We start from the raw sequence: 20,183 nt of genomic DNA, 5'->3' as shown, positions 1-20,183 counted from the left end.
CCGGATCGTGTCCGTGAGGCCGTCGTTTGCCGATGAATTCTTGCGTCCCTCCCTGCTTGCCCCGCACACCGGGATGCGTTGTCGAGGCTTGAACCGTGCGACGTGGCCGACGATCAACGCGCGAACTGATGGGCCACGAATACCACCGCCGGCCCCATGAGCGGCAGCAGCACATTCGACAGGGCATAGGTCACCGTGTATCCCACCACCGGCAATGCGCTGTCCGCCGTTTGCACCACCGCGCTGATCGCGGGCGTGCTCGCCTGCTGCCCCGCAATCGCACCGATCAGGATCGGCCCGTCGATGCGCAGCAACTTGTGTCCGACCCAGAGCGACACCAGCGCCGGCAAGAGCGACACGCAGATCCCGACGACCGGCAACGCCAACCCGTGTTCGCGAAGCAGTACGGCAGCCTGGGGGCCCGCCGACAAGCCGACGCACACCACGAATACGGCCAGTCCGAGATCCTTGAGCAATTCGTAGGCTGCCGGCGGAAATGTGCCCCATGTCGGACGCCGCGAGAGCAGCCAGCCACTGGCCAGTCCGCTGAGCAACGCGCCCCCGCCCGAGCCCAGGGTCATCGGCACACCGCCGATGCGCACCGACAGGTGGCCGATGCACAGGCCCACGATCAACGCGAGGCCCACGAACACGAGACTCGTCTTGTTGCCGTGCGGCACCGGCTTGCCGAGCACCTCGCCGGCGCGCTCGACATCGCTTTGCAGCCCCTGCAGCGTCACGACGTCGCCAATCTGCAGCGCGATCTTTCCGAGCGAGGGCAATTGCAGGCCCATGCGCTTCACGGACTTGACGAAGACGCCGTGGCGCACCTCCAGCGGCGCTTCGCGGCGCAATTCGGCGACCGTACGTCCCTCGGCGGCCTTGTTCGTCATGACATAGTCGCGCTCGACGAGCACGATCTCGTTGGTCTGCGTACCCGCCACTTCCGGGCCCACGAGCGCATGCGCTTCGAGCATGGCGTCGCGGCGCCCGACGAGAAGCAGTTCGTCGTCCACCTCCAGCACGAGCGGCTGGGCGACCGCCACCGCCGACGCGGCGCGCCACACGCGCTCGACCGCCACCCGCCCTTCGAACGCGCCTTCGACGGCCGCCACGGTCAGGCCGGGATGCGCGACGCGATAGCTGCGCCCCACCAGATCGGGAGCGGCAGGCGCCCCGAGCGTGTCGCCGTTGTCCTCGTCCATCTCGCGCGCGAGCCGCGCGCTGTCCTGCTTGAGATCGATACCCAGCAACTTCGGCGCCAACAAATTGGTGAAGAGCACGATCGTGATCAGACCGAAAACGTAGGTAAGCGTGTAGGCCGTCACCACGTTCGCCTGCCAGGTGCTGAAATTGTCCGGCGCGAGGCCGAGGCGGTTGAGCGCTTCGATGGCCGTGCCCACCATCGCCGACTCGGTCGCGGCACCCGCCGCGAGACCGCCGGCCGTGCCCGGATCGAGCCCCAGCACCTTCACCGCGATCATCACGATGCCGAACACGAACACCACTTCGATTATGGAGAGCACGCCGAAGCGCAGCCCGCGCAGGTTCAGGTTCTCCACGAACTGTGGCCCGGCGGAAAAACCCATCGCGAAAATGAAAAGGGCGAATGCAAAATCCTTGAGCGACCCCTCTGCCATGCAGCCGGTCTGCCCGACAAGCAGCGCAACGAGCAACGCACCGCACACGCCACCGAGCTGAATCGGGCCAAGCCTGATGCGTCCGAGCCACTGGCCCAGCACCACACAGACGAACACGGTGATCAACGGCACGGCATCGAACAGCGGAATCGAACACTGCATACAGGCTCCTGCCTAAGGTGCACGATGAATCCCCGGGGGATCCACAACCGACGATACGACGAGCTTCGCAACGCAACCGGCTCACACCGGGCTTCCTGGTGCGGGTCGGGTCAGGGAAAATTCAGAAGACGACAGACCCCATGTCGCGCGACATGCGGATCGAGACAGCAGACCGGTATCTCCGGCCTAACCAGCTTGAGCATTGCACCTCGGCGTGAATCCGCCGGGCAATGTTGTGGGAACCACGAGATACCGGGAGACGAGGCGTGTCCGGCAAAGGACACTTCGGTCAAAGCGTACGACGTTCATAGCGGATCCCAAGACGTTGAGACAACCCGATAATCGATGACGCTCGCCCCCTCCCGGAAGCCTTCAGGCGATACACCTCCAGTCACATGCGACGCATTGCAGTACTTTGCGCACATGCGCGATTCGCGCAACGGAACACATCAGTAATAAAAATTACGCGATCTGCGACTGTTCCGCGTTTCGTGGCGACGCGGTGTCGGCATAGTGTTGTTCAACGCTCTGGACGTGTCAATATGTTTCGCGTAACAAGCGCGCCGCGTGCGTGTCGATTGCTGTACGCATCGCGTTGAATTGGAATACTGACTAATATTCGTGCCCCCATAGGACCGCGCCGAGATGTCGATGAAGTCGATGAAGTCGCGGCACAGCGGTATCGGAAAGTTCGGTCGGCGGTCCGGGGGCGTCGTCCGCGAGGGTGAAAACGCTTCAAACAGGCGACTGACTGCGACGCCCTGTCACAGCCTTGTCACGCACGCATCGAATGCGCGTCGGAAGCCAGCGGGAGGCACATCATTCGGGTGCGCGAATTTCGTGGATCGTGCCCGGGCCCCAGCCGCTGCGTTCCCACTTGCCCTCACGCAACGTCCATTGATGCTCGCCGGTTTCTTCCCAGTGCGGGGCGGTGTAGCGCATGCCGGGACGCCTGGCTTCCATGTGACCGTCGACCCAGTCGTAGCGGCCGTCTTTCCATTGCCAATACCCCGGCACCCAGAACTGCCCTTTCGGTGCGGCGGGGGGATTCTCGAAGCGCGGCGGCGGCGGGCCTCGCTGCAACGTGACATCGGCGAGCACGGGCAGGCTCGCCAGACACAATACGACAGCCAGCGCGTGGCGACGATGCACGCGTGACGTCGCGGCGCGCAGGACGCGTGTCGACAATGTCTGGAACGAGGAGCGCAGGGGGAACACGGTAGACAGGGTAGACGCGGGGGACGCTGTGGATGCAGAGGCGGACGAAGACGCACACACGGTGGGGAGCGACGCAGACGACATACGCACACGGTCAATGATGGCGAGGAAGTTATGCATTGTACCGCCCGGACTTTATAATCGGGCGCACGCACAACCTGCCGCCGCGCGCGGCTTCCGACGGGGCCGCCATGAACGGTCGCCGCACCGACATCCCATGAACCCTGCCCCCGCGGCCGCCGGTCACCGGCAATTGCTTCGCCTGGCGCTGCCGATCGTGCTCGCCAACCTCACCCAGCCCCTGCTTTCGGCCGTCGACACGGCGGTCGCCGGTCATCTGCCGGGGCCGGCCTATCTGGGCGGCGTTGCGCTCGGGGCACTGCTGCTGAACCTGATCTTCTGGGGCTTCTCGTTTCTGCGCATGGGCACCACCGGCCTCGCCGCGCAGGCATTCGGCGCACGCGACGCCCAGGGACTGCGCGACACCCTCGCCCGCGCGCTGGCGCTCGCGTTCCTCATCGGCGCGGCGCTGCTCCTGCTGCGTCATCCGCTCGTATCGCTCGGCGTGTCGTGGCTCGGCGGCAGCGAGCAGGTCCAGTCGCTCGCACGCGAATATGCGAGCATCCGCATCGTCGCCGCACCGCTCGCCCTGGGCAACTACGTCGTGCTCGGCTACCTGCTGGCGTGCCAGCGCGTGCGCCAGGGCCTGGCAGTGCAGGTATTCATCAATCTGGTGAACGTCGCGGCCGTGCTGGTCCTGGTGCGCGGCTTCGATCAGGGCGTGGCAGGCATTGCCACGGCCACGGCGCTGGCCGATGTCCTGGGCTTCGCCCTGGGCGCCTGGTTGCTGTGGCGCTCGCGCACGCCCGGACTGGCGCCGCTGCGCCTGGCCACGCTCACGGAGCGCAGCGCCCTGTGGCGTCTGTTGCGCCTGAATGTCGATATCTTCCTGCGAACGCTGTTCCTGCAACTGGCGTTCGCCTGGTTCGCCCGGGTCGGCGCCCGGCTCGGCGACACCACCCTGGCGGCCAACGCCCTGTTGCTGAACTTCCAGACGTTCATGGCCTACGGTCTCGACGGCTTCGCGCATGCGGCCGAAGCGCTGGTCGGCGCCTACGTGGGCGCGCGCGAACGACAGGCATTGCTGCACGCGATCCGGCTGTCGCTGGGTTGGGCGCTGGCGTGCGCGAGCGGTTTCGCACTGGTCTATGCCGTAGCGGGCGGTGCGATCATCGACGCCCTCACCGACCAACCGGTGCTGCGCGAGACCGCGCGCGAATTCCTGCCGTGGGCCGTGCTCTCGCCGATCGTCGCCGTGTGGTGCTTTCAGCTCGACGGCGTGTTCATCGGTGCGACCCGAACCCGCGAGCTGCTCACTTCGTCGCTGGTCGGCTTGCTGGTGTTCGGTGCGGTCATGCCTTTCACGCTCGACGTCTGGGGCAATCACGGCCTGTGGGTCGCGCTCATGGCGTTTCTCGCCACGCGCGGCATCGTGCTCGGCGCGCTGCTGCCGCGCATCTGGCGCGGCCTGCCGCATCGGTCCGCCTGACCGGTCGCAATGCCGCAAGCACGCGCGGCGCCTGCCTTGGCGCGGCGGGGTGGCGTCAGCTGCGGAGTCAGTCGCCGCCAATGCACGCCAGTGCGGCGGCGTGCAAGTCCGCGTTGGCCGCGGCGAGCACGCGCCCCTGCGAGGTGAGCGTGAGCGGCTTGCCGTCCCAGTCGGTGATCACGCCGCCGGCCGCCTCGATGACGGGTGCCACGGCCAGATAGTCGTAAGTTTGCAGCCCCGCCTCCATGACCAACTCGATGTGCCCGCTGGCGAGCAGACCATAGGCGTAGCAATCGCCTCCGAAACGGCGCCGACTGACCGCCTTCGTCAACCGCTCGAAGCGCGCGTATTCGGCGGCATCGAAAATGTCGGGCGACGTGGCGTACACGGTCGCATCGGCAAGCGTCCGGACCGGACTGGTGGTGCACACCTCGCCACCGAAACGGGCTTCGCGCAGCCCCGCTGCGGCATCGTTGATGCCGATCCAGCGCTCCCCCGTTGCCGGAATGTCGATCACGCCGACGACCGGCTTGCCGCGGTGCAGCAGCGCGAGCAGCGTGCCCCACAACGGATGCCCCGTGATGAAACTGCGCGTGCCGTCGATCGGGTCGACCGACCAAACGTACTCCGCATCGAGCCCGGTCTTGCCGAACTCCTCGCCCCAGATGCCGTGCGACGGATAGCGCGCCGCGATCCTGTCGCGAAGCGCGGTCTCGACCTCGCGGTCGGCGATCGTGACCGGACTCTCGTCCGCTTTGTCGTCCACGGCAAGACGACGGCGGAACCAACCCAGCGACAGCGGCCGCACGGCGTCGGCGAGCGAGGCGGCAAACGCCGCATATTCGGCGACGGCAGGGGTGGCGGGGGCGGACGACATACACGATTCTCCTGCTGGGAAGCCACGCAAGGCGGCAACAATGGGAAACGTTCCGTAAAACGTTCGATCAAGCGCGATCATACGCGCGTGTGGATGCGTCATTCTGCACCCGACGTATGACAAGCGCCCGAATCTGGTGCAAATTTGCTATGCTCGCGGCCTGATTCCGGGGGTGCCAGGCCCCGCTTGACCTCATCTCACAGGATTCCCATGCTTTCCGGTCGCGGCGTCATGCTCTCTGTCTCGGCGTCGGTCATGTTTTCGATCATGCCGGCGCTCGTTGCGCAGTTGGCGCCCCTGTCCGGGCTGGACGTTTTCGCCTGGCGCATCCTGCTCACGCTGCCGGGCACGCTGGTCATCGTGGCCGCGCTGCGCCGCACGAACGTGCTGGCCAGCACGTTTTCCCACGTCTTGCATCGCCCCGGCCCGCTTGGCGCCGTGCTGCTTTGCGCCGCCATGCTGAGCGTCCAGTTGTGGCTTTTCGTCTGGGCGCCGCTGCAGCAACGCATGCTGGACGTCTCCCTGGGCTACTTCCTCTTGCCGCTGACCATGGTGCTGGCGGGCCGCACCGTCTACCAGGAACGGCTCTCACCGCTACAGACGGCCGCGGTCATTGCCGCCGCGCTGGGCGTCGCCCACGAACTCTGGGCAACGCGCGCCTTGTCCTGGGTCACCGCGCTCATCATGTTCGGCTATCCGCCATATTTCATGCTGCGCCGCCGCTTGCGACTCGACGCGCTGAGCGCGTTCATCATGGAGTTGCTCGCCATGACGCCCGTGGCCGCGGTCGTGCTGTGGCAGGCATGGCCGGACAATGCGCGGGTGATCGCCGAGCCGCGCTTCTGGTTCTGGCTGCCCGCGCTCGGGCTGCTCAGTGCCAGTGCCCTCGCGAGCACGCTGGCCGCCGCGCGCATGCTGCCCATCGGGGTGTACGGCATTCTCAGCTACGTGGAACCGGTGCTGCTGTTCGCCGTTTCCGTCTTCCTGTTGGGAGAGCCTTTCACCGAACGCGGCCTATGGACGTATGCCCCCATCTGGGTCGGCGTGGCATTGATCGTCTTCGACAGCCTGCGCACGCTGCGCCGCCAGCGCATCGTCGGCGCCTTTGGGAAATCGCCGCCGTCGGCCTGACCCGGGGGACCGGCGATCCGGCGATCCGACGATCCGCCGCCGTACCGGGAAGCCGGCGCGGCGAAGGCCGCCGGTGGCCCGGCGTGCAATGCCGAATCGCCGCGTTATACTCGCGAGAGCTTGTAAGACGACCCTTATGAAAAATCTCGCCAAGATCGCCATTCTGCTGTCCCCGGGGCTTCTCGCCGTCACCCTGTCCGCTTGCGGCTCGTCTGCGCCGCTGTTCACTTCGGACGGTCGTCCGACCCAGCAAATCCAGTGCTCGGCCACCGTGGCCGGCGATTGCGACCAGCGCGCGCGTACCCAATGCCAGCAAAAGGGCTACGACGTGCTTACGCGCGACGTGAGCGGCGGCGTGGCCAATATCGTGATTGCCTGCCAGCCGGGCTGATGCCGATCGTGGGCGCGCCATCACCCGGCGCCGGGGCATCGCGCTGAGGGGACCACACACCTCTGGCGTGCACACGCCGGCGGTTGGCATTACGATGCGTTATTGCGCGCGGTCAACTCCCACTCGTTGCGCGGGATGACTTTGGCCACGCGCGGTGCGAGAATGAAAGAGTCCTGAAGCGTTCCCGCCGGCCATCCGGCCACGAAAGCCTCCGGCCACCGCCCCTCCCATTTCCCTGTTGGGGAGCGACGTCGCAAGCGGCATCACGTCAGGCAGGCATTTCACGCAATCCCAGCCCAAAGAGGACACCATCATGTACGAACGCATTCTGGTTTCGATCGACGGCAGCACGCCCTCCAACCGTGCCATCGACGAAGCGGTCAAACTCGTCGCGCTCAGCCAGGGCAAGATCCGCCTGGTATCGGTTGTGCCGTCACTCGCCAACGCCTACGCCGCCGGCGCCTACAGCGGTTTCGTGCCGCTGGAAAGCCAGGAGTCGTTCGAGAAGGAAACGCACGAGATTCTCGCCACCGCTCAGGCCGACCTGAAGAAGCGCGGTGTCGATGCCGAGACAAAGATGATCACGCTCGAAGCCGGCACTGACGAAATCGCCGACGCCGTATTGCGCGAAGCGCAGGAATGGAATGCCGACGTGATCGTGCTGGGCACCCATGGCCGACGCGGCATCAACCGTCTGCTGCTCGGCAGCGTGGCGGAAACGCTGCTGCGCATCACCACCTTGCCCGTGCTGCTCGTGAAGGCCAGCGACAAGTAACTTCGCACGCCCAGGCACCCATGCGCCGGCCGGTATGTCCGGCGCAAATGAAAACGGCACGCCGCGCGCGTGCCGTTTTTGCGTGGCGCCTGCACCGCGCCGTCAGCGAATGCCGGCACGCATGAACGACTGCACGAATTGACGCTGAAACAGCAGAAATGCGATGAACAGGGGCGCTGCCGTCATCAACGTCGCCGCCGTGATCAGCGACCAGTCGATACCCTGATCGGTCGACGAAAACACCTGCAGTCCAACCGTGAGCGGACGCGTCTCGACCGAGTTCGTCACGATGAGCGGCCACAGGAAGTTGTTCCAATGGTGACTGATCGACACCAGCGCGTAGGCCACGTAGACCGGACGTGCGAGCGGCACATACACCCGCCAAAGCACTTGCCACGCACTGGCCCCTTCCACGCGCGCGGCATCGTCGAGCTCGCGCGGCACCGTCTTGAAAGCCTGACGCAACAGGAATATGCCGAACGCCGAGGCGAAGTACGGCAGCGCAATGCCGAGGATCGTGTCGCGCAGTCCCATCCAGGCGATCGTGCGGTAGTTCTCCACGATCAGCACGTCGGGCATCACCATCAATTGCAGCAGTACCACCATGAACGCGACCTCGCTGCCACGGAACGTGAAGCGAGCGAACGCATAGGCCGCGAGCGTGGCGAGTACCAGCTGCGCCGCCAGGATTACCGTCACGAGCACGAACGTGTTGACCAGATAACGCCCGAAAGGCGCGGCCTGCCATGCGTGCACGAAGTTCTCGAGCGTGAGCGGCGCGTCCAGGGAGAACCTCGTGGCATAGGCCGACGGATGAAACGCGCTCCACAGCGCATAGAGCAATGGCAGCAGCCACAGCAGGCCGAGCAGCCAGGCTCCTGCCACGTCGGGAAAACCGGTGTGGCCGGTCGAGGAAAACGCGGGCAGCGCCGCGCGGGCGTTGGCCGATGTGCCGCTCGCGGCGCCGGGATTGGCGGAAGTCGTCATTGATAGTGCGTGCGTGAGTCGAGCAGACGAAATTTCACAAGGGCCACGATGGCGAGCAGCGTCAGCAACACGACGGTGAGCGCCGCCGCATATGCGGTGTCCCAGAAGCTGAAGGCCACCTGATAGATGTAATACAGCAGCAGTTGCGTGGCGTTGTCCGGCCCGCCGCGCGTCATCACCACCACATGATCGACGAGGCGGAACGCATTGATGAGGGCATTGATCACCACGAAGACGGTCGTGGGCATGAGCAGCGGCCATTGCACCCGGCGGAAAAACTGCCAGCGCGAGGCGCCCTCGAGCGCGGCGGCTTCGGCAAGCGTGGGCGAGATCTGTTGCAGCGCAGCCAGATAGAAGATCATGAAGAAGCCGGCTTCCTTCCAGATCGTCACGACCATGAGCGCCGGGAGCGCCGTGCCGGGCTGGCCGAGCCAGTTGTGATCGCCCCAGCCCAGCGCCTGCGAGATCTGCGCAATCAGTCCGTACTGCGGTGTGTAGAAGAAGAGCCAGATGTTCGCCACGGCGATCATCGGCAGGATCGCCGGCGTGAAATACGCCAGACGCAGCAGCGCGCGCCCGGGCACCTCGCGATGCACCCACAAGGCCATGACGATCGACAGCCCGATCGCCACGGGCACGGTGACCAGTGCAAACAGCACGTTGTTGCGCAGCGCCTGCCAGAACACCGGGTCATCGAGCAGCAATTGATAGTTCTCAGTGCCGACGAAGATCGACGGCGCGCCGGCGCGCGCGGTCGAAAAGACGCTGTGCCACACCGTGGCGAGGGCCGGATAGTGCGTAAAGGCAACGAGCAGCACGAGCGCCGGCGCCAGCAGCAGCCACGGCACCCATGACGAGTGGCGCAGATCGGCGCGAGTCACGGTACGGTTCACGGAACGGTCCATCGAATCGATGCGTGGGACCGGTGCACGAGCGACGTCTGCCGCACGACGCCGGCCCCACATGTCAGGGCATGGCGGCGGCGATCAGCGTGCGTACGGACGCAAGATGCGATCCGCTTCGCGCTGCGCGTCGTCGAGCGCCTGCTTCGGCGACTTGGTGCCGGTCAACGCCGCCTGAAGCGCGTCGTTGAGGGCCTTCGTCACGCGCTGGTTGTCGTGCGTCGAGAACTCCGCCACGCTGCTGCCGAGCTGGTCGCGCGCCACCGCGGCGGCAGGCACCTTCCGCACGTAGTCCTTCATCGCCGGCGTCTCCCACGCGGCCGGCGTGACCGCCACGTAGCCCGTGTCGATGCCGAACTGCGCGGCACGCTCCGGCGTGGTGGCCCACTTGATGAACGTCATCGCCGCCTCCTTCTCCTGCGGCGTGCTCTTCTTGAACACGTAGAAGTTGCCGCCACCGGTCGGACTGCCGCCCCGCACCTTCGACGGCATCTTGCCCACGCCGAACGGGAACGTCGCGTTGGTGCGAATGTTGGTCAGGTTGCCGGTCGTCGTGTAGATGATGGCCGCCTTCTTCTCCAGGAAGTCCTTCGGCGTGGTGCCCCATTCGATCGATCCCGTCGGCATGGCCTTGTACTTCGCCGCGAGATCCACCCAGAACTGCAGCGACTCCACGGCCTGCGGCGCGTTGAGGAACGTCTTGTTGCCCGACGCGTTCATCAGCTCGATCCCGGCCGGCGTGGTGAACGCCTGGAACAGCCAGTAGCCGAAGCCCGTCGACGGCACCTTGATGCCCCACTGCGTCACGTTGCCCGAAGCATCGCGCCGGGTGAGCTTCTGCGCGTAGCTGGCGAGCTCGGTCCAGTTCGCCGGCGCGCGCTCGGGGTCGAGCCCGGCTTCGCGGAACATGTCCTTGTTCCAGTACATCACGATGGTCGAGCGCTGGAACGGCACGCCCCAGGTGTGACCGTCGATGCGCGAATTCATCATCAGCGCCGGGTAGAAGCTGTCGAGCCACTGCTTGTCGGCCGGCGTGTTCGCAATGCTGTCGATCGGCACCACGGCGTCTTCGTCGATCAGCGTAAACACGTCGGCGGCGGCGAGCACGGCGACCTGCGGCGGCGTACCCGCCTTTGCCGCCGTCAATGCCTTGACGACGGAATCCTGATACGTCCCGGCGTACACCGGCTTGACCTTGATCGTCGGATGCGTCTTCTCGAAGTCCGCCACCAGATCGTTGATGATCTTCGTGACGGGCCCGCCCACCGCGACCGGGTAATAGAACGTCAGTTCGACCGGCTTCTGTTGTGCCACGGCCGTGCCCGTCAGGCCGCCCAATGCCAGCGTGGCCAGAGTGGCTGCAAACGTTTTCAGAATCGTGCGTCGCATATCGCTTGGTTCCCCATGTAAGCGTTGTGGTGGTGTGACTGAAATCGATGTGGGCCACGATGGCCCGTCGGTCCGAGGTCCTGGCTCAGGCGTGCGGTTCCGGCGCACACGCCGACGCGACCGTCGGGGCGAGCGCGAACGCCGCCGGGAACGTGGCCTGCGCGCCGTTCGTCCGCGCACCGGGCGGCGCGAGCTTTTCATGCGGCGCGTCGAGGGCCATGCGCGCGCCGGTCGCTACGTCGAACAGATGCTGGTCCTCGGTACGCCACTGCAACCCGATGGCGTCGCCCGGCACGAATGGACGATGCCCCGGCACGCGTGTGGCGACCTCTCCCGCCGCGCCCAGCCTGCAGGCGACAAGCGTGTCCGCCCCGAGGTATTCGACAGCGCTCACCGTGGCGAGCACCGCCCCCATCGAAGTCGGCGACACCGCACGCACATCCTCCGGACGCAGGCCGAGCAACGCGGCGTCGAGCGCGCCGGCCGGCGCCAGCGCCGGGCCGGTCTGCCCGGCGGGCACGAGCGCATCGCCGTGACGCACGAGCTCGAGCAGGTGCATCGGCGGCGTACCGATGAAGCTCGCGGCAAAGCGCGTGGCCGGCGTGCTGTAGAGCGCGTGCGGTGCGTCGTTCTGCTCGATGCGGCCATGGCGCAGCAGCACGACCCGGTCGGCCATGCTCATTGCCTCGGTCTGATCGTGCGTGACGTAGATGAGCGTCATGCCAAGCTGCTGTTGCAGCGCGCGAATCTCGCGGCGCATTTCCTGGCGCAATTGCGCGTCGAGATTCGAGAGCGGTTCGTCCATGAGGCAGACCGACGTTTCGGCGATCACGGCCCGGCCAAGCGCCACGCGCTGCTGCTGACCGCCCGAGAGCTGGGACGGCTTGCGCTCGAGATAGGGTTCCAGGCCGAGCAACGATGCCACGCGCGCCAGACGCCGGGGATAGTCCCGTGCCGGCTCGCCGCGCACGCGCAACCCGAACAGCAGGTTCTCGCGCACCGACAGATGCGGAAACAACGCGTAGGACTGAAACACCATCGAGAGCTTGCGGCGTGCGGGCGGCAGTCCGGTCACGTCGTTGCCGCCGATCAGGATGCGTCCGGCGCTCGGTGTCTCGAGCCCGGCGATCATGCGCAGCAGCGTCGATTTACCGCAACCCGACGGGCCGAGCAGAACGACGAGCGTGCCGGCGTCGGCGGTGAAACTCACGTCGTCGAGCGCGTGTGTGTTGCCCCACTGCTTGCTGACGGATTCGATGACGAGCGATGACATGGAAGGCGCGCGGCGGCCGTTCGGAGACGGCGAAATCGGAAAAGCCCGACATTAACCGCCGATCGATGGCAGTTTGATGACATTGGCGTCGCGCGCGCACCGATGAAGGCCGCCGGTAGGGCGCACGGACGCCTTGCCTGTCTCGGGGGCTGGGAAAATCCGAGGAGATCGCAGTCGAGCGGCGCCGTCCGAAGACATGTGCCGCGGGCGATGGGCTGGTCCGTGCGGGCGGCTGTCAGGCCACGGCCTGACGGCGTTTGGCGCGCAGCAGCGCCTTGGAAATGATGCGGGTCTCCGGGCTCGCGGTCCCGGTGTGCCGGGCAATGGCGTCGCGGAAGAACCGACGTGTTTCGTCCGCCACGGTCTCGCGCTCGTTGTCCATCGTGAGGATGTGATAACTCTCGCCGAGCAGGCACTTCTGCTTCACTTCGGACGACACGCCGTCGTACACGATGCGCGCATTGTGCGGGCTGGCCGTATCGTCGTCGACCGCGTGCACGATCAGACAGTCCGCCGTCACGCGTTCGAGGCGCGCACGAACGTGCGCGGCAAGCCGCCGCGCGTTGTAGAGATGCGCGAGGGGCAACGAGGCCGATCCGATCTCGGAGGCGTCGTGCAACGACATCGACTTCGCGACGCGCGCGCGCAGGGCCTCGTTCTTCAGCCCGTACGGCGCCTTTTCCTGATAGCGATAGCGATGGCGCAGCGGCGTGTGAAACACCAGATCGATGAGCGGGTAATACCAGGGGATGGTCCAGCCGTCATACACCAGCGTGACGGCCAGCAGCGACAGCGCCGTCACGTCCGGCTCCGCCTGCGCGACCGCCAGGCTCAGCGTGGCCCCCATGCTCAGACCGCAGATCGATACCGTCTCGTGCGTCTCACGCAGCGCGCGAAACTTCGCGCGGGCGGCTTCGATCCAGGCGCGCCAGTCCGTGCACGGCGAGCCGAGTCCGTAACCGGCAATATGCGGCACCGATACGGTATAGCCATCACGCTGCAACGCCTTGGCCACCGGACGCATCTCGAGCGGCGTGCTGGAGAGCCCCGGCAACAGCAGTACGGCGTGCTCACCGCCCTTGTAGAAGATATCTTCCTGGAACATCGTCAAACCCCGCCGGAGACGACCGGCGTCTCATGGACATCGCGCGCATTGGCCGCCGGCGCAAGCGCATGCAGCGGCGTGACGGGACGCACGGCTGGCCCCGCGTGCAGACGCAGAATCACGTACGTGCCGACGTGGGCGCGAAAATACTGCAATTCGCAATGGAACGTCTCGTAGCCGCCTTCGCGCGTGCGGATGCGCAGATTGTGCGCACCGTGTTGCGGGCGCTCGCCGTCCGCCGAAAAAAGCCCTGCCAGTCGCACCGCATCGTCCGGGTGGAGCAAGGCGCGCAAGCCGTCGCGCCTGGCGACGTCCGCGGCAACGCCTGTCGCGCGGCGGAAGTGCTCGTCAAGGAATTCGTAATGCGTGGCCGGATTGGCCAGATAGAAGATCGTGTCGAGGTGCCGGGTCAGATACGTCATGAGCGCATTGCCCAACTGCACGGAATCGGACAGCACCATGCGCTCGTTCTCGGCGCGCAGCAGCATTTCATAGCGCGTCTGGGCCACCTCCGCGAACAACTCCGCGCGATACTGGGCGCGGCGCAAACGCTCGATCAGGACAACCGCGAGCGGCGTGACCATCAGGAAGCCCGCGACGATCATCGCGTCGCGACGGTCCAGTTGGGTCACGTCGCGAAACGGTGGCACGAAGAAGAAATCGAAGATGGGAATGCTGACGATCATCGCCATGACCGCCGGCCCGAGTCCCCAGAGAAATTCGACGATGATGACCGCACAGGCGAAAAATATGCCTGGCATCGCGTGGTCGAGCACCGGATGCAAAAGGCTGCGAACAAGGAACGCTGCCAGTACCACCATTAATGCGCCGACGTATCGTTTCGCGCCGGGTTCCGCCCAGCGTCGGGCGTTTTTGATATCCATGATTCCTCGCCGGCACGTCCCGGCGCTCGATGATCCGCTCTTGGCACCGATCATACGGTGCTGCTGTTACAAAATATTACGGATTATCGCACGCCGCCCCTTGACGTTCCGACGCGGGGAACCCTAATTCAGTGGCGCCTTAACAACAAGCCGGAGGCGGCCCAGCATCGGCGCGGGTTCGCGCGTGGCGCCGACGCGGTTGTCAGGGAAATCACGAAGGCCCGACCGCGCGGACTCCCCCAGCCGCCGCATCGTTCAGCGCAGCATGAACGACATGGCCGAGAGGCAATTGAGCATGCGCACGGCCGCTTCGACGCTCGGTGCGGCGAACTGCAGCGTCACGCCGTCGATCCGCTCCAGCGTCGGCCATTGGCAAAAGAGATCGGCCAGTGCCGTGGTCTGCGCCTGCAAACGCACTTCCACCGGCGTCTCCACCTTGAACGCATGCCATTTGCGCGGATCGGCGAGCGCTTCGCTGGCCGCGTCGCGGATCAGGTCGCAGGACTGGCTGGGGCTGAGCGTCATGCCGCTGCCCTGCCCCCAGGCAGCTTTCGTCTGCACGAAGCGCGCGTGCGGGAAGATCAGTTGCGTTTCTTCGCAGAAAACATCGTCGCCGCTGGCCATGACCACCGGCACCCCGCGCTCGCCCGCGAGCGCGCCGTAGAGCGCGGCCTCGCTGGCTTCGACGCCGCCCAGCCAGACACGTGCGAAGGCGAAGCTGTTGATCGTGTGCGCCAGAATTCCCGCACTTTGCGACTTGCCGTGATAACCGATCATGAACATGGCGTCACATCCGGCCTCGACCCCGGCGGCCATGCCGAGATAACGCGGCTTGCCCAGCACGAGGCGGGCGCGCGGATCGAGTTCGTCGGGCAGCAGGTTGCGAAAGCCGCCGTGCGAGTCGTTCACCATCACTTCGGTGGCCCCGCCAGCGAAGGCCCCTTCGACGGCCGCGTTCGCTTCGCGCGTCATCCAGCGGCGCGCACGTTCGTACTCGCCGTTGCCAGCGCGGGTCTGCTCGGCGTGGAATACGCCGGCGACGCCTTCGATATCGGTGGAGATCAGGATTCGCATGATGTCAGCCATGTCGGGAAAGGCTCACAGCGTCGCCCAGTCGGGCAGCACGTCGGCAAGCGCGCGCCGCACGTGCCCGTCACGCCCGAGCACCGATTCCGCCGCGAAGAGCGCGTGCAGAATCGCCTGTTCGGTGGCGTCGGCCGTGGCCTGAAAAATCGGATCGAGAAGGGGGTCGGGCACGAGCGCGGCCGGGGCGACACGCCCCATGGCATCGTGCGGCACGGTGTAGCCGGTGGTAAACGCCAGCGCCACGTCGCCGCTGCCGTGTCCGTAGACCGACCCGGTACGCGCCAGCCCGGCGCCGGTGCGCGTGGCCACACGGCGCAACTGGCGCGCGTCGAGCGGCGCGTCGGTCGCCACCAGCATGATGATCGACCCCCGCTCTGGCGCCGCATGCTGCGCCGGTTGTGCGAGCCGCTCGTCGAGCACCGGCCCGACGTGGCGGCCGGCGATCGTCAACTGCGATGGGCGCCCGAAATTCGACAGCACGAGTACACCGACGGTGAAGGTCGCCCCGGCCGTCTCGACGACACGCGATGCGGACCCGATGCCGCCCTTGAGCCCGAAGCTGGACATGCCGCGCCCCGCACCGACCGCGCCCTGCGCGAAGTCGGCTTGCGCGCTCGCGCGCGCCTGCGCATAGTGCGCCTCGGTCACGGCAAGCGCCTGCATGTCATTGAGGTAACCGTCGTTGCACTCGAGCACGGTCGGATTGAGCGACGGACCACCGCGCCCGATTTCCGGATTGGCGGAGATGGCCTCGCGCAACTGGCCGAGCACCACATGACTGACGGAAAAGGTGTTGGTGAGCGCTACCGGCGCCTCGATCACGCCGAGCTCGTCGATCTGCATCAGACCGACGCTCTTGCCGAAGCCGTTGATCACGGCCGTGGCGGCCGGGATCTTGGCGCGGAACGGGTCCCATCGGGCGTCGGGAACCGAGCCTGCCGGCAGGGCGGCCGCAGCGCCGGCGGAAGCGGCGGAAGCGGCGGAAGCGGCGGGCGTTGGGCACACGACGGTCACACCGGTCTGTAGCGGGCCGTCGGCCAGCGTGGCGTGCCCCACAAAAACGCCCGGTACGTCCGAGATCGCGTGGCGCGGCCCCGGGGGCAGAAGCCCCACATAGGGGGCACCGAACAAGGCCTCGCGAATGTCGGACGGCTGCGTCATGTCGCGCTCCGGCGAAATCGTCAGTGTCTGTCGAGCTTCGGATCGAGCGCGTCGCGCAGTCCGTCACCCAGCAGGTTGAAGGCGAGCACCGTCAGGAAGATGGCGAGGCTCGGGAAGATCGCGATGTGCGGCGCGTTGACCATGTCGGCGCGGGCCTCGTTGAGCATGGCGCCCCACTCCGGCGTGGGAGGTTGCGCGCCGAGTCCCAGGAACGACAGGCTTGCCGCCGTAATGATCGACGTGCCGATACGCATGGAGAAGTAAACCACGATCGACGACACCGTGCCCGGCAGGATGTGACGCATGATGATCGTCCAGTCGGAAGCCCCGATGGAGCGAGCCGCCTCGATGTACGTCAGATGCTTGAGCACGAGCGTGTTGCCGCGCACCAGGCGAGCGAACGCCGGAATCGAGAAAATCGCCACCGCCACGATCACATTGATCATGCCGTTGCCCAGCACGGCCACCACGCCGATGGCCAGCAAGATACCCGGGAAGGCGAAGAGCACGTCGGAGATGCGCATGACGATGCGGTCCCACCAGCCCTCGTAGTATCCGGCGAGCAGTCCGAGCACCGTGCCGATCACGGCGCCGAGCGCGACCGAGCCGAAGCCGGCGGCCAGCGAAATGCGCGTGCCTGCCAGCACCCGGCTGAAAATGTCTCGACCGAGCGAGTCGACCCCGAACCAGTGCGTGGCCGACGGCCCTGCGTTGAGCGCGTCGTAGTCGAAGAAGTTCTCGGGATCGAACGGCACGAGGTGCGGTGCGAGAATCGCGATGATGACCAGCAGCAGCACGAACGCCCCGGCCACCATGGCAATGTGCTGCTTCTTGAATTTGCGCCAGAATTCGCGCCACGGCGTGCGCACGCGACCTTGGCTGGCGACGGCCGCGCCATTGGCGGCGGTAGTGGTTTGACCCGCGTTCATGATGCGTGCCTCACTTGTAGCGAATGGTCGGGTTGATGACGGCGTACAGCACGTCGACCACGAGGTTGATCAGGATGAACTCGAGCGAGAACAGCAGTACCAGCGCCTGGATCACCGGGTAGTCGCGCATCTCGACCGAGTCGATCAGCAGGCGCCCCAGACCGGGCCAGTTGAACACCACTTCGACGACGATCGAGCCGCCGAGCAGAAAGCCGAACTGCAATCCCATCATCGTGACGACGGGAATCATCGCGTTGCGCAGTGCGTGCTTGAACACCACGCGCATCTCGTTCAGGCCCTTCGCACGAGCGGTGCGCACGAAGTCCTCGTGCAGCACCTCGACGAAAGCCGAGCGGGTGAAACGTGCCATCACGGCGGCCACCGCGGCGCCCAGCGTGATCGACGGCAGGATGTAGCTCTTCCACGAATCGGCGCCCATCGTGGGCAGCCAGCCGAGCTGTACCGAGAACACCTGCATGAGCAGCATGCCCAGCGCGAACGCCGGGAACGAGATGCCCGAGACGGCGAACGTCATGCCCAGCCGGTCGGGCCAACGGTTGCGCCAGACGGCCGAGGCCACGCCGAGACCCATGCCGATGATCACCGACCAGATCATGCTCACCAGCGTGAGCCACAGGGTCGGCATGAAACGGCTGCCGATCTCTTCGGAGACCGGTTGCTTGCTGCGCATCGACAGCCCGAAGTCGCCGCGCGCGGCGTGCGTGATGAAATGCGTGAACTGGGTGAGCAGCGGCTTGTCGAGACCCAGATCCTGGCGCACCAGCGCCACGGTGGCCTCGTCCGCCTGAGGCCCGGCGGCCAGACGCGCCGGGTCGCCCGGCAGCATGTGCACGAAGCCGAACACCAGCACTGCCACGATCAGCAGCGTGGGGATCAGGCCGAGCAGGCGTTTGAGAAAGTAATTGAGCATCGCAGTCTTGCCGAACGTCTTGCCAAACTAAGTCTTGCGGTTGGCCGCGCCGCCCAGTCCGGGCGGCGCGGGAACTTCACTTCAGCGCGATGCGCTTACTTCATCGAGATGTCGGTGAAGTTGAACGAACCGTCAGGCATGGTGTACACGCCCGACAGGTTCTTGTTACGCGCGTAAAGCAGCTTTTCCGTCACGAGGAACGCCCAGGGCGCGTCGTTCCAGATCTTCTGCTGCGCGTCGGTGTAGAGCTTGGTCTTCTCTGCACGGTCGGTCGTTTGCAGTGCCTTGTTGAAGTCGGCGTCCACGGTGTCGTTCTTGTAGTACGCCGTGTTGAACAGCTTCGGCGGGAACGACTCGGAGGACAGCAGCGGACGCAGCGCCCAGTCGGCTTCGCCGGTCGACGACGACCAGCCCACGTAGTACATGCGCACCGGCGCCTTCTCGGGGTCCGGAGCGGACTCGACCAGATCGACACGCTGACCGGCTTCCAGCGCGCGTACCTGCGCCTTGATGCCGACCTGCGCCAGTTGCTGCTGAACGAACTGGATCACCTTCTGCGCAGTGGTGTACGTATAGGCCGACCACAGCGTGGTCTCGAAACCGTTCGGGTAACCCGCTTCCTTGAGCAGTTCCTTGGCCTTGGCCGGGTTGTACGGCCACGGACCGGTCTTGGCCGCGTAGTCCACGCCGTTGGGCACCACACCGTCGGCCGGGGTGGCATAGCCGGCGAAGGCCACCTTCACCAGGGCTTCCTTGTTGATGGCGTAGTTGATGGCCTGACGCACGCGCACGTCATCGAACGGCTTCTGTTTCGTGTTCAGGCTGATGTAGCGCTGGATGATGGACGGGCCGGCGATCACGTCGACCTTGCCGCTCGACTTCAGGCCCGCGGCCTGCTCATACGGCACCGGGAAGGCGAAACCCGCTTCGCCGGTCTGCATCACGGCCGCACGGGTGTTGTTGTCGACCACCGGCTTGAAGGTGATCGTGTCCACCTTCGGATAACCCTTCTTCCAGTAGCCGTCGAACTTCTTCACCTTCACGTAGTCGGTGCGGTTCCACTCGACGAACTCGAACGGGCCCGTGCCGACCGGGTGCGAGGCGATGTCCTTGCCGTATTTCTTGAGCGCCTCGGGCGAGATGATCACGGCCGACGGGTGGGCCAGCGTGTTGATGAACGGCGAGAACGGCTCCTTGAGCGTGAACTTCACCGTATGCGGATCCACCACTTCCGTCTTGGCGATTTCCTTGTACAGGTTGTAACGCTTGAGCTTGTTATCGGGGTTCGTCACACGGTCGAAGTTCGCCTTGACGGCGGCGGCGTCGAAATTCGTGCCGTCCTGGAACTTCACACCCGACTTGAGCTTGATCGTGTAGACGAGGCCGTCGGGCGACACCGTGTAGCTGTCGGCCAGCACGTTGATGAGCTTCATGTCCTTGTCGAAACCGAACATGCCCTCGTAGAACGACTTGGCAACGGCCTGCGACAGGGTATCGTTCGCGTCGTACGGGTCCATCGTCGTGAACGTGGACTGCACGGCCATCACGACATCCTTGGCGGCGAACGCCGGGGCTGCACCGAATACGGCGGACGCCACGGCGACGGAAGCGAGCGCGGTTTTCCAGCGAGCGCCCAACAAAGCGTTTTTCGACATCTGTCTTTCTCCTTCTGGTCTGACGGGTTCGCCGCGAGCGAGTCTCGGGACTGCGCACCTTGGCGGGCCTAATGGCTACGACTTGCACTGCAACTGGGGACTGCCTGATCCGCCGGAACGTTTCATCGATCGACGTTC

Annotated in this window: 18 protein-coding genes; 4 read left to right on the top strand and 14 right to left on the bottom strand. The window is 65.8% G+C overall.

Features of this window, described 5'->3' with window-relative positions:
* Positions 1–113 precede the first annotated feature (113 nt).
* On the bottom strand, positions 114–1,802 hold the full coding sequence (aspT, locus tag W930_RS0122275; RefSeq protein ID WP_023873581.1) for an aspartate-alanine antiporter: 1,689 nt from the start codon (positions 1,800–1,802) through the stop codon (positions 114–116).
* 819 nt (positions 1,803–2,621) lie between these two features.
* Positions 2,622–2,954, bottom strand: a complete 333-nt coding sequence (locus tag W930_RS29335) for a YXWGXW repeat-containing protein (protein WP_072619091.1) — start codon at positions 2,952–2,954, stop codon at positions 2,622–2,624.
* Positions 2,955–3,237: 283 nt separating this feature from the next.
* On the opposite strand from W930_RS29335, the gene W930_RS0122265 reads away from it, so the two are divergent.
* Positions 3,238–4,569 carry an MATE family efflux transporter gene (locus W930_RS0122265; RefSeq protein WP_023596938.1) on the top strand — a complete coding sequence of 444 codons (1,332 nt, stop codon included), beginning with the start codon at positions 3,238–3,240 and terminating at the stop codon, positions 4,567–4,569.
* 67 nt (positions 4,570–4,636) lie between these two features.
* Here the strand turns inward: W930_RS0122265 and hisN are convergent, their stop codons facing one another.
* Positions 4,637–5,446, bottom strand: a complete 810-nt coding sequence (gene hisN, locus W930_RS0122260; protein WP_023596939.1) for a histidinol-phosphatase — start codon at positions 5,444–5,446, stop codon at positions 4,637–4,639.
* Between the two features lie 210 nt (positions 5,447–5,656).
* Between hisN and rarD the strand changes: the two genes are divergently transcribed.
* From rarD to W930_RS0122240, 3 genes are all read left to right on the top strand, one after another.
* Entirely contained in the window at positions 5,657–6,577 is a 921-nt protein-coding gene (rarD, locus tag W930_RS0122255; RefSeq protein ID WP_023873579.1) for an EamA family transporter RarD, read from the top strand.
* 136 nt (positions 6,578–6,713) lie between these two features.
* Positions 6,714–6,968 (top strand): hypothetical protein, encoded by a 255-nt coding sequence (locus tag W930_RS0122250; RefSeq protein ID WP_023596941.1) that lies wholly within the window; start codon positions 6,714–6,716, stop codon positions 6,966–6,968.
* Positions 6,969–7,281: 313 nt separating this feature from the next.
* On the top strand, positions 7,282–7,743 hold the full coding sequence (locus tag W930_RS0122240; RefSeq protein WP_023873578.1) for a universal stress protein: 462 nt from the start codon (positions 7,282–7,284) through the stop codon (positions 7,741–7,743).
* 102 nt (positions 7,744–7,845) lie between these two features.
* On the opposite strand, the gene W930_RS0122235 is transcribed toward W930_RS0122240, so the two are convergent.
* The 11 genes from W930_RS0122235 to gsiB all read right to left on the bottom strand — a co-directional run bounded on the left by W930_RS0122235 (position 7,846) and on the right by gsiB (position 20,045).
* On the bottom strand, positions 7,846–8,730 hold the full coding sequence (locus tag W930_RS0122235; protein WP_023596944.1) for a carbohydrate ABC transporter permease: 885 nt from the start codon (positions 8,728–8,730) through the stop codon (positions 7,846–7,848).
* A complete protein-coding gene (locus W930_RS0122230; protein ID WP_223272123.1) occupies positions 8,727–9,623 on the bottom strand; it encodes a carbohydrate ABC transporter permease in 897 nt (298 codons plus the stop codon). Before W930_RS0122230 ends, W930_RS0122235 begins: the two co-directional genes overlap by 4 nt.
* Positions 9,624–9,716: 93 nt before the next feature.
* Positions 9,717–11,021, bottom strand: a complete 1,305-nt coding sequence (locus tag W930_RS0122225) for an ABC transporter substrate-binding protein (protein ID WP_023873577.1) — start codon at positions 11,019–11,021, stop codon at positions 9,717–9,719.
* An 85-nt stretch (positions 11,022–11,106) separates the two neighbouring features.
* Positions 11,107–12,294: an ABC transporter ATP-binding protein gene (locus tag W930_RS28490; protein WP_023596947.1), complete on the bottom strand. Its 1,188-nt coding sequence runs from the start codon at positions 12,292–12,294 to the stop codon at positions 11,107–11,109.
* Between the two features lie 235 nt (positions 12,295–12,529).
* On the bottom strand, positions 12,530–13,399 hold the full coding sequence (locus tag W930_RS0122215) for a carboxylesterase (RefSeq protein WP_023596948.1): 870 nt from the start codon (positions 13,397–13,399) through the stop codon (positions 12,530–12,532).
* Between the two features lie 2 nt (positions 13,400–13,401).
* Positions 13,402–14,283 carry a DUF4118 domain-containing protein gene (locus tag W930_RS29330; RefSeq protein WP_023596949.1) on the bottom strand — a complete coding sequence of 294 codons (882 nt, stop codon included), beginning with the start codon at positions 14,281–14,283 and terminating at the stop codon, positions 13,402–13,404.
* A 255-nt stretch (positions 14,284–14,538) separates the two neighbouring features.
* Positions 14,539–15,357, bottom strand: coding sequence for a M55 family metallopeptidase (locus W930_RS0122205; RefSeq protein WP_023873573.1), 819 nt, complete (start codon positions 15,355–15,357; stop codon positions 14,539–14,541).
* 24 nt (positions 15,358–15,381) lie between these two features.
* On the bottom strand, positions 15,382–16,530 hold the full coding sequence (locus W930_RS0122200) for a P1 family peptidase (RefSeq protein ID WP_023596951.1): 1,149 nt from the start codon (positions 16,528–16,530) through the stop codon (positions 15,382–15,384).
* 20 nt (positions 16,531–16,550) lie between these two features.
* Positions 16,551–17,459, bottom strand: coding sequence for a glutathione ABC transporter permease GsiD (gene gsiD / locus W930_RS0122195; RefSeq protein ID WP_023596952.1), 909 nt, complete (start codon positions 17,457–17,459; stop codon positions 16,551–16,553).
* A gap of 10 nt (positions 17,460–17,469) precedes the next feature.
* Positions 17,470–18,390 (bottom strand): glutathione ABC transporter permease GsiC, encoded by a 921-nt coding sequence (gsiC, locus tag W930_RS0122190; protein WP_023596953.1) that lies wholly within the window; start codon positions 18,388–18,390, stop codon positions 17,470–17,472.
* 95 nt (positions 18,391–18,485) lie between these two features.
* Positions 18,486–20,045 carry a glutathione ABC transporter substrate-binding protein GsiB gene (gsiB, locus tag W930_RS0122185; RefSeq protein WP_023873572.1) on the bottom strand — a complete coding sequence of 520 codons (1,560 nt, stop codon included), beginning with the start codon at positions 20,043–20,045 and terminating at the stop codon, positions 18,486–18,488.
* Positions 20,046–20,183: the final 138 nt, after the last annotated feature.

The organism is Pandoraea sp. E26 (genome assembly GCF_000681415.1).
Classification (GTDB): domain Bacteria; phylum Pseudomonadota; class Gammaproteobacteria; order Burkholderiales; family Burkholderiaceae; genus Pandoraea; species Pandoraea pnomenusa.
The sequence above is the reverse complement of the archived record's forward strand: the minus strand, read 5'-3'. Positions and strand labels throughout refer to the sequence as shown.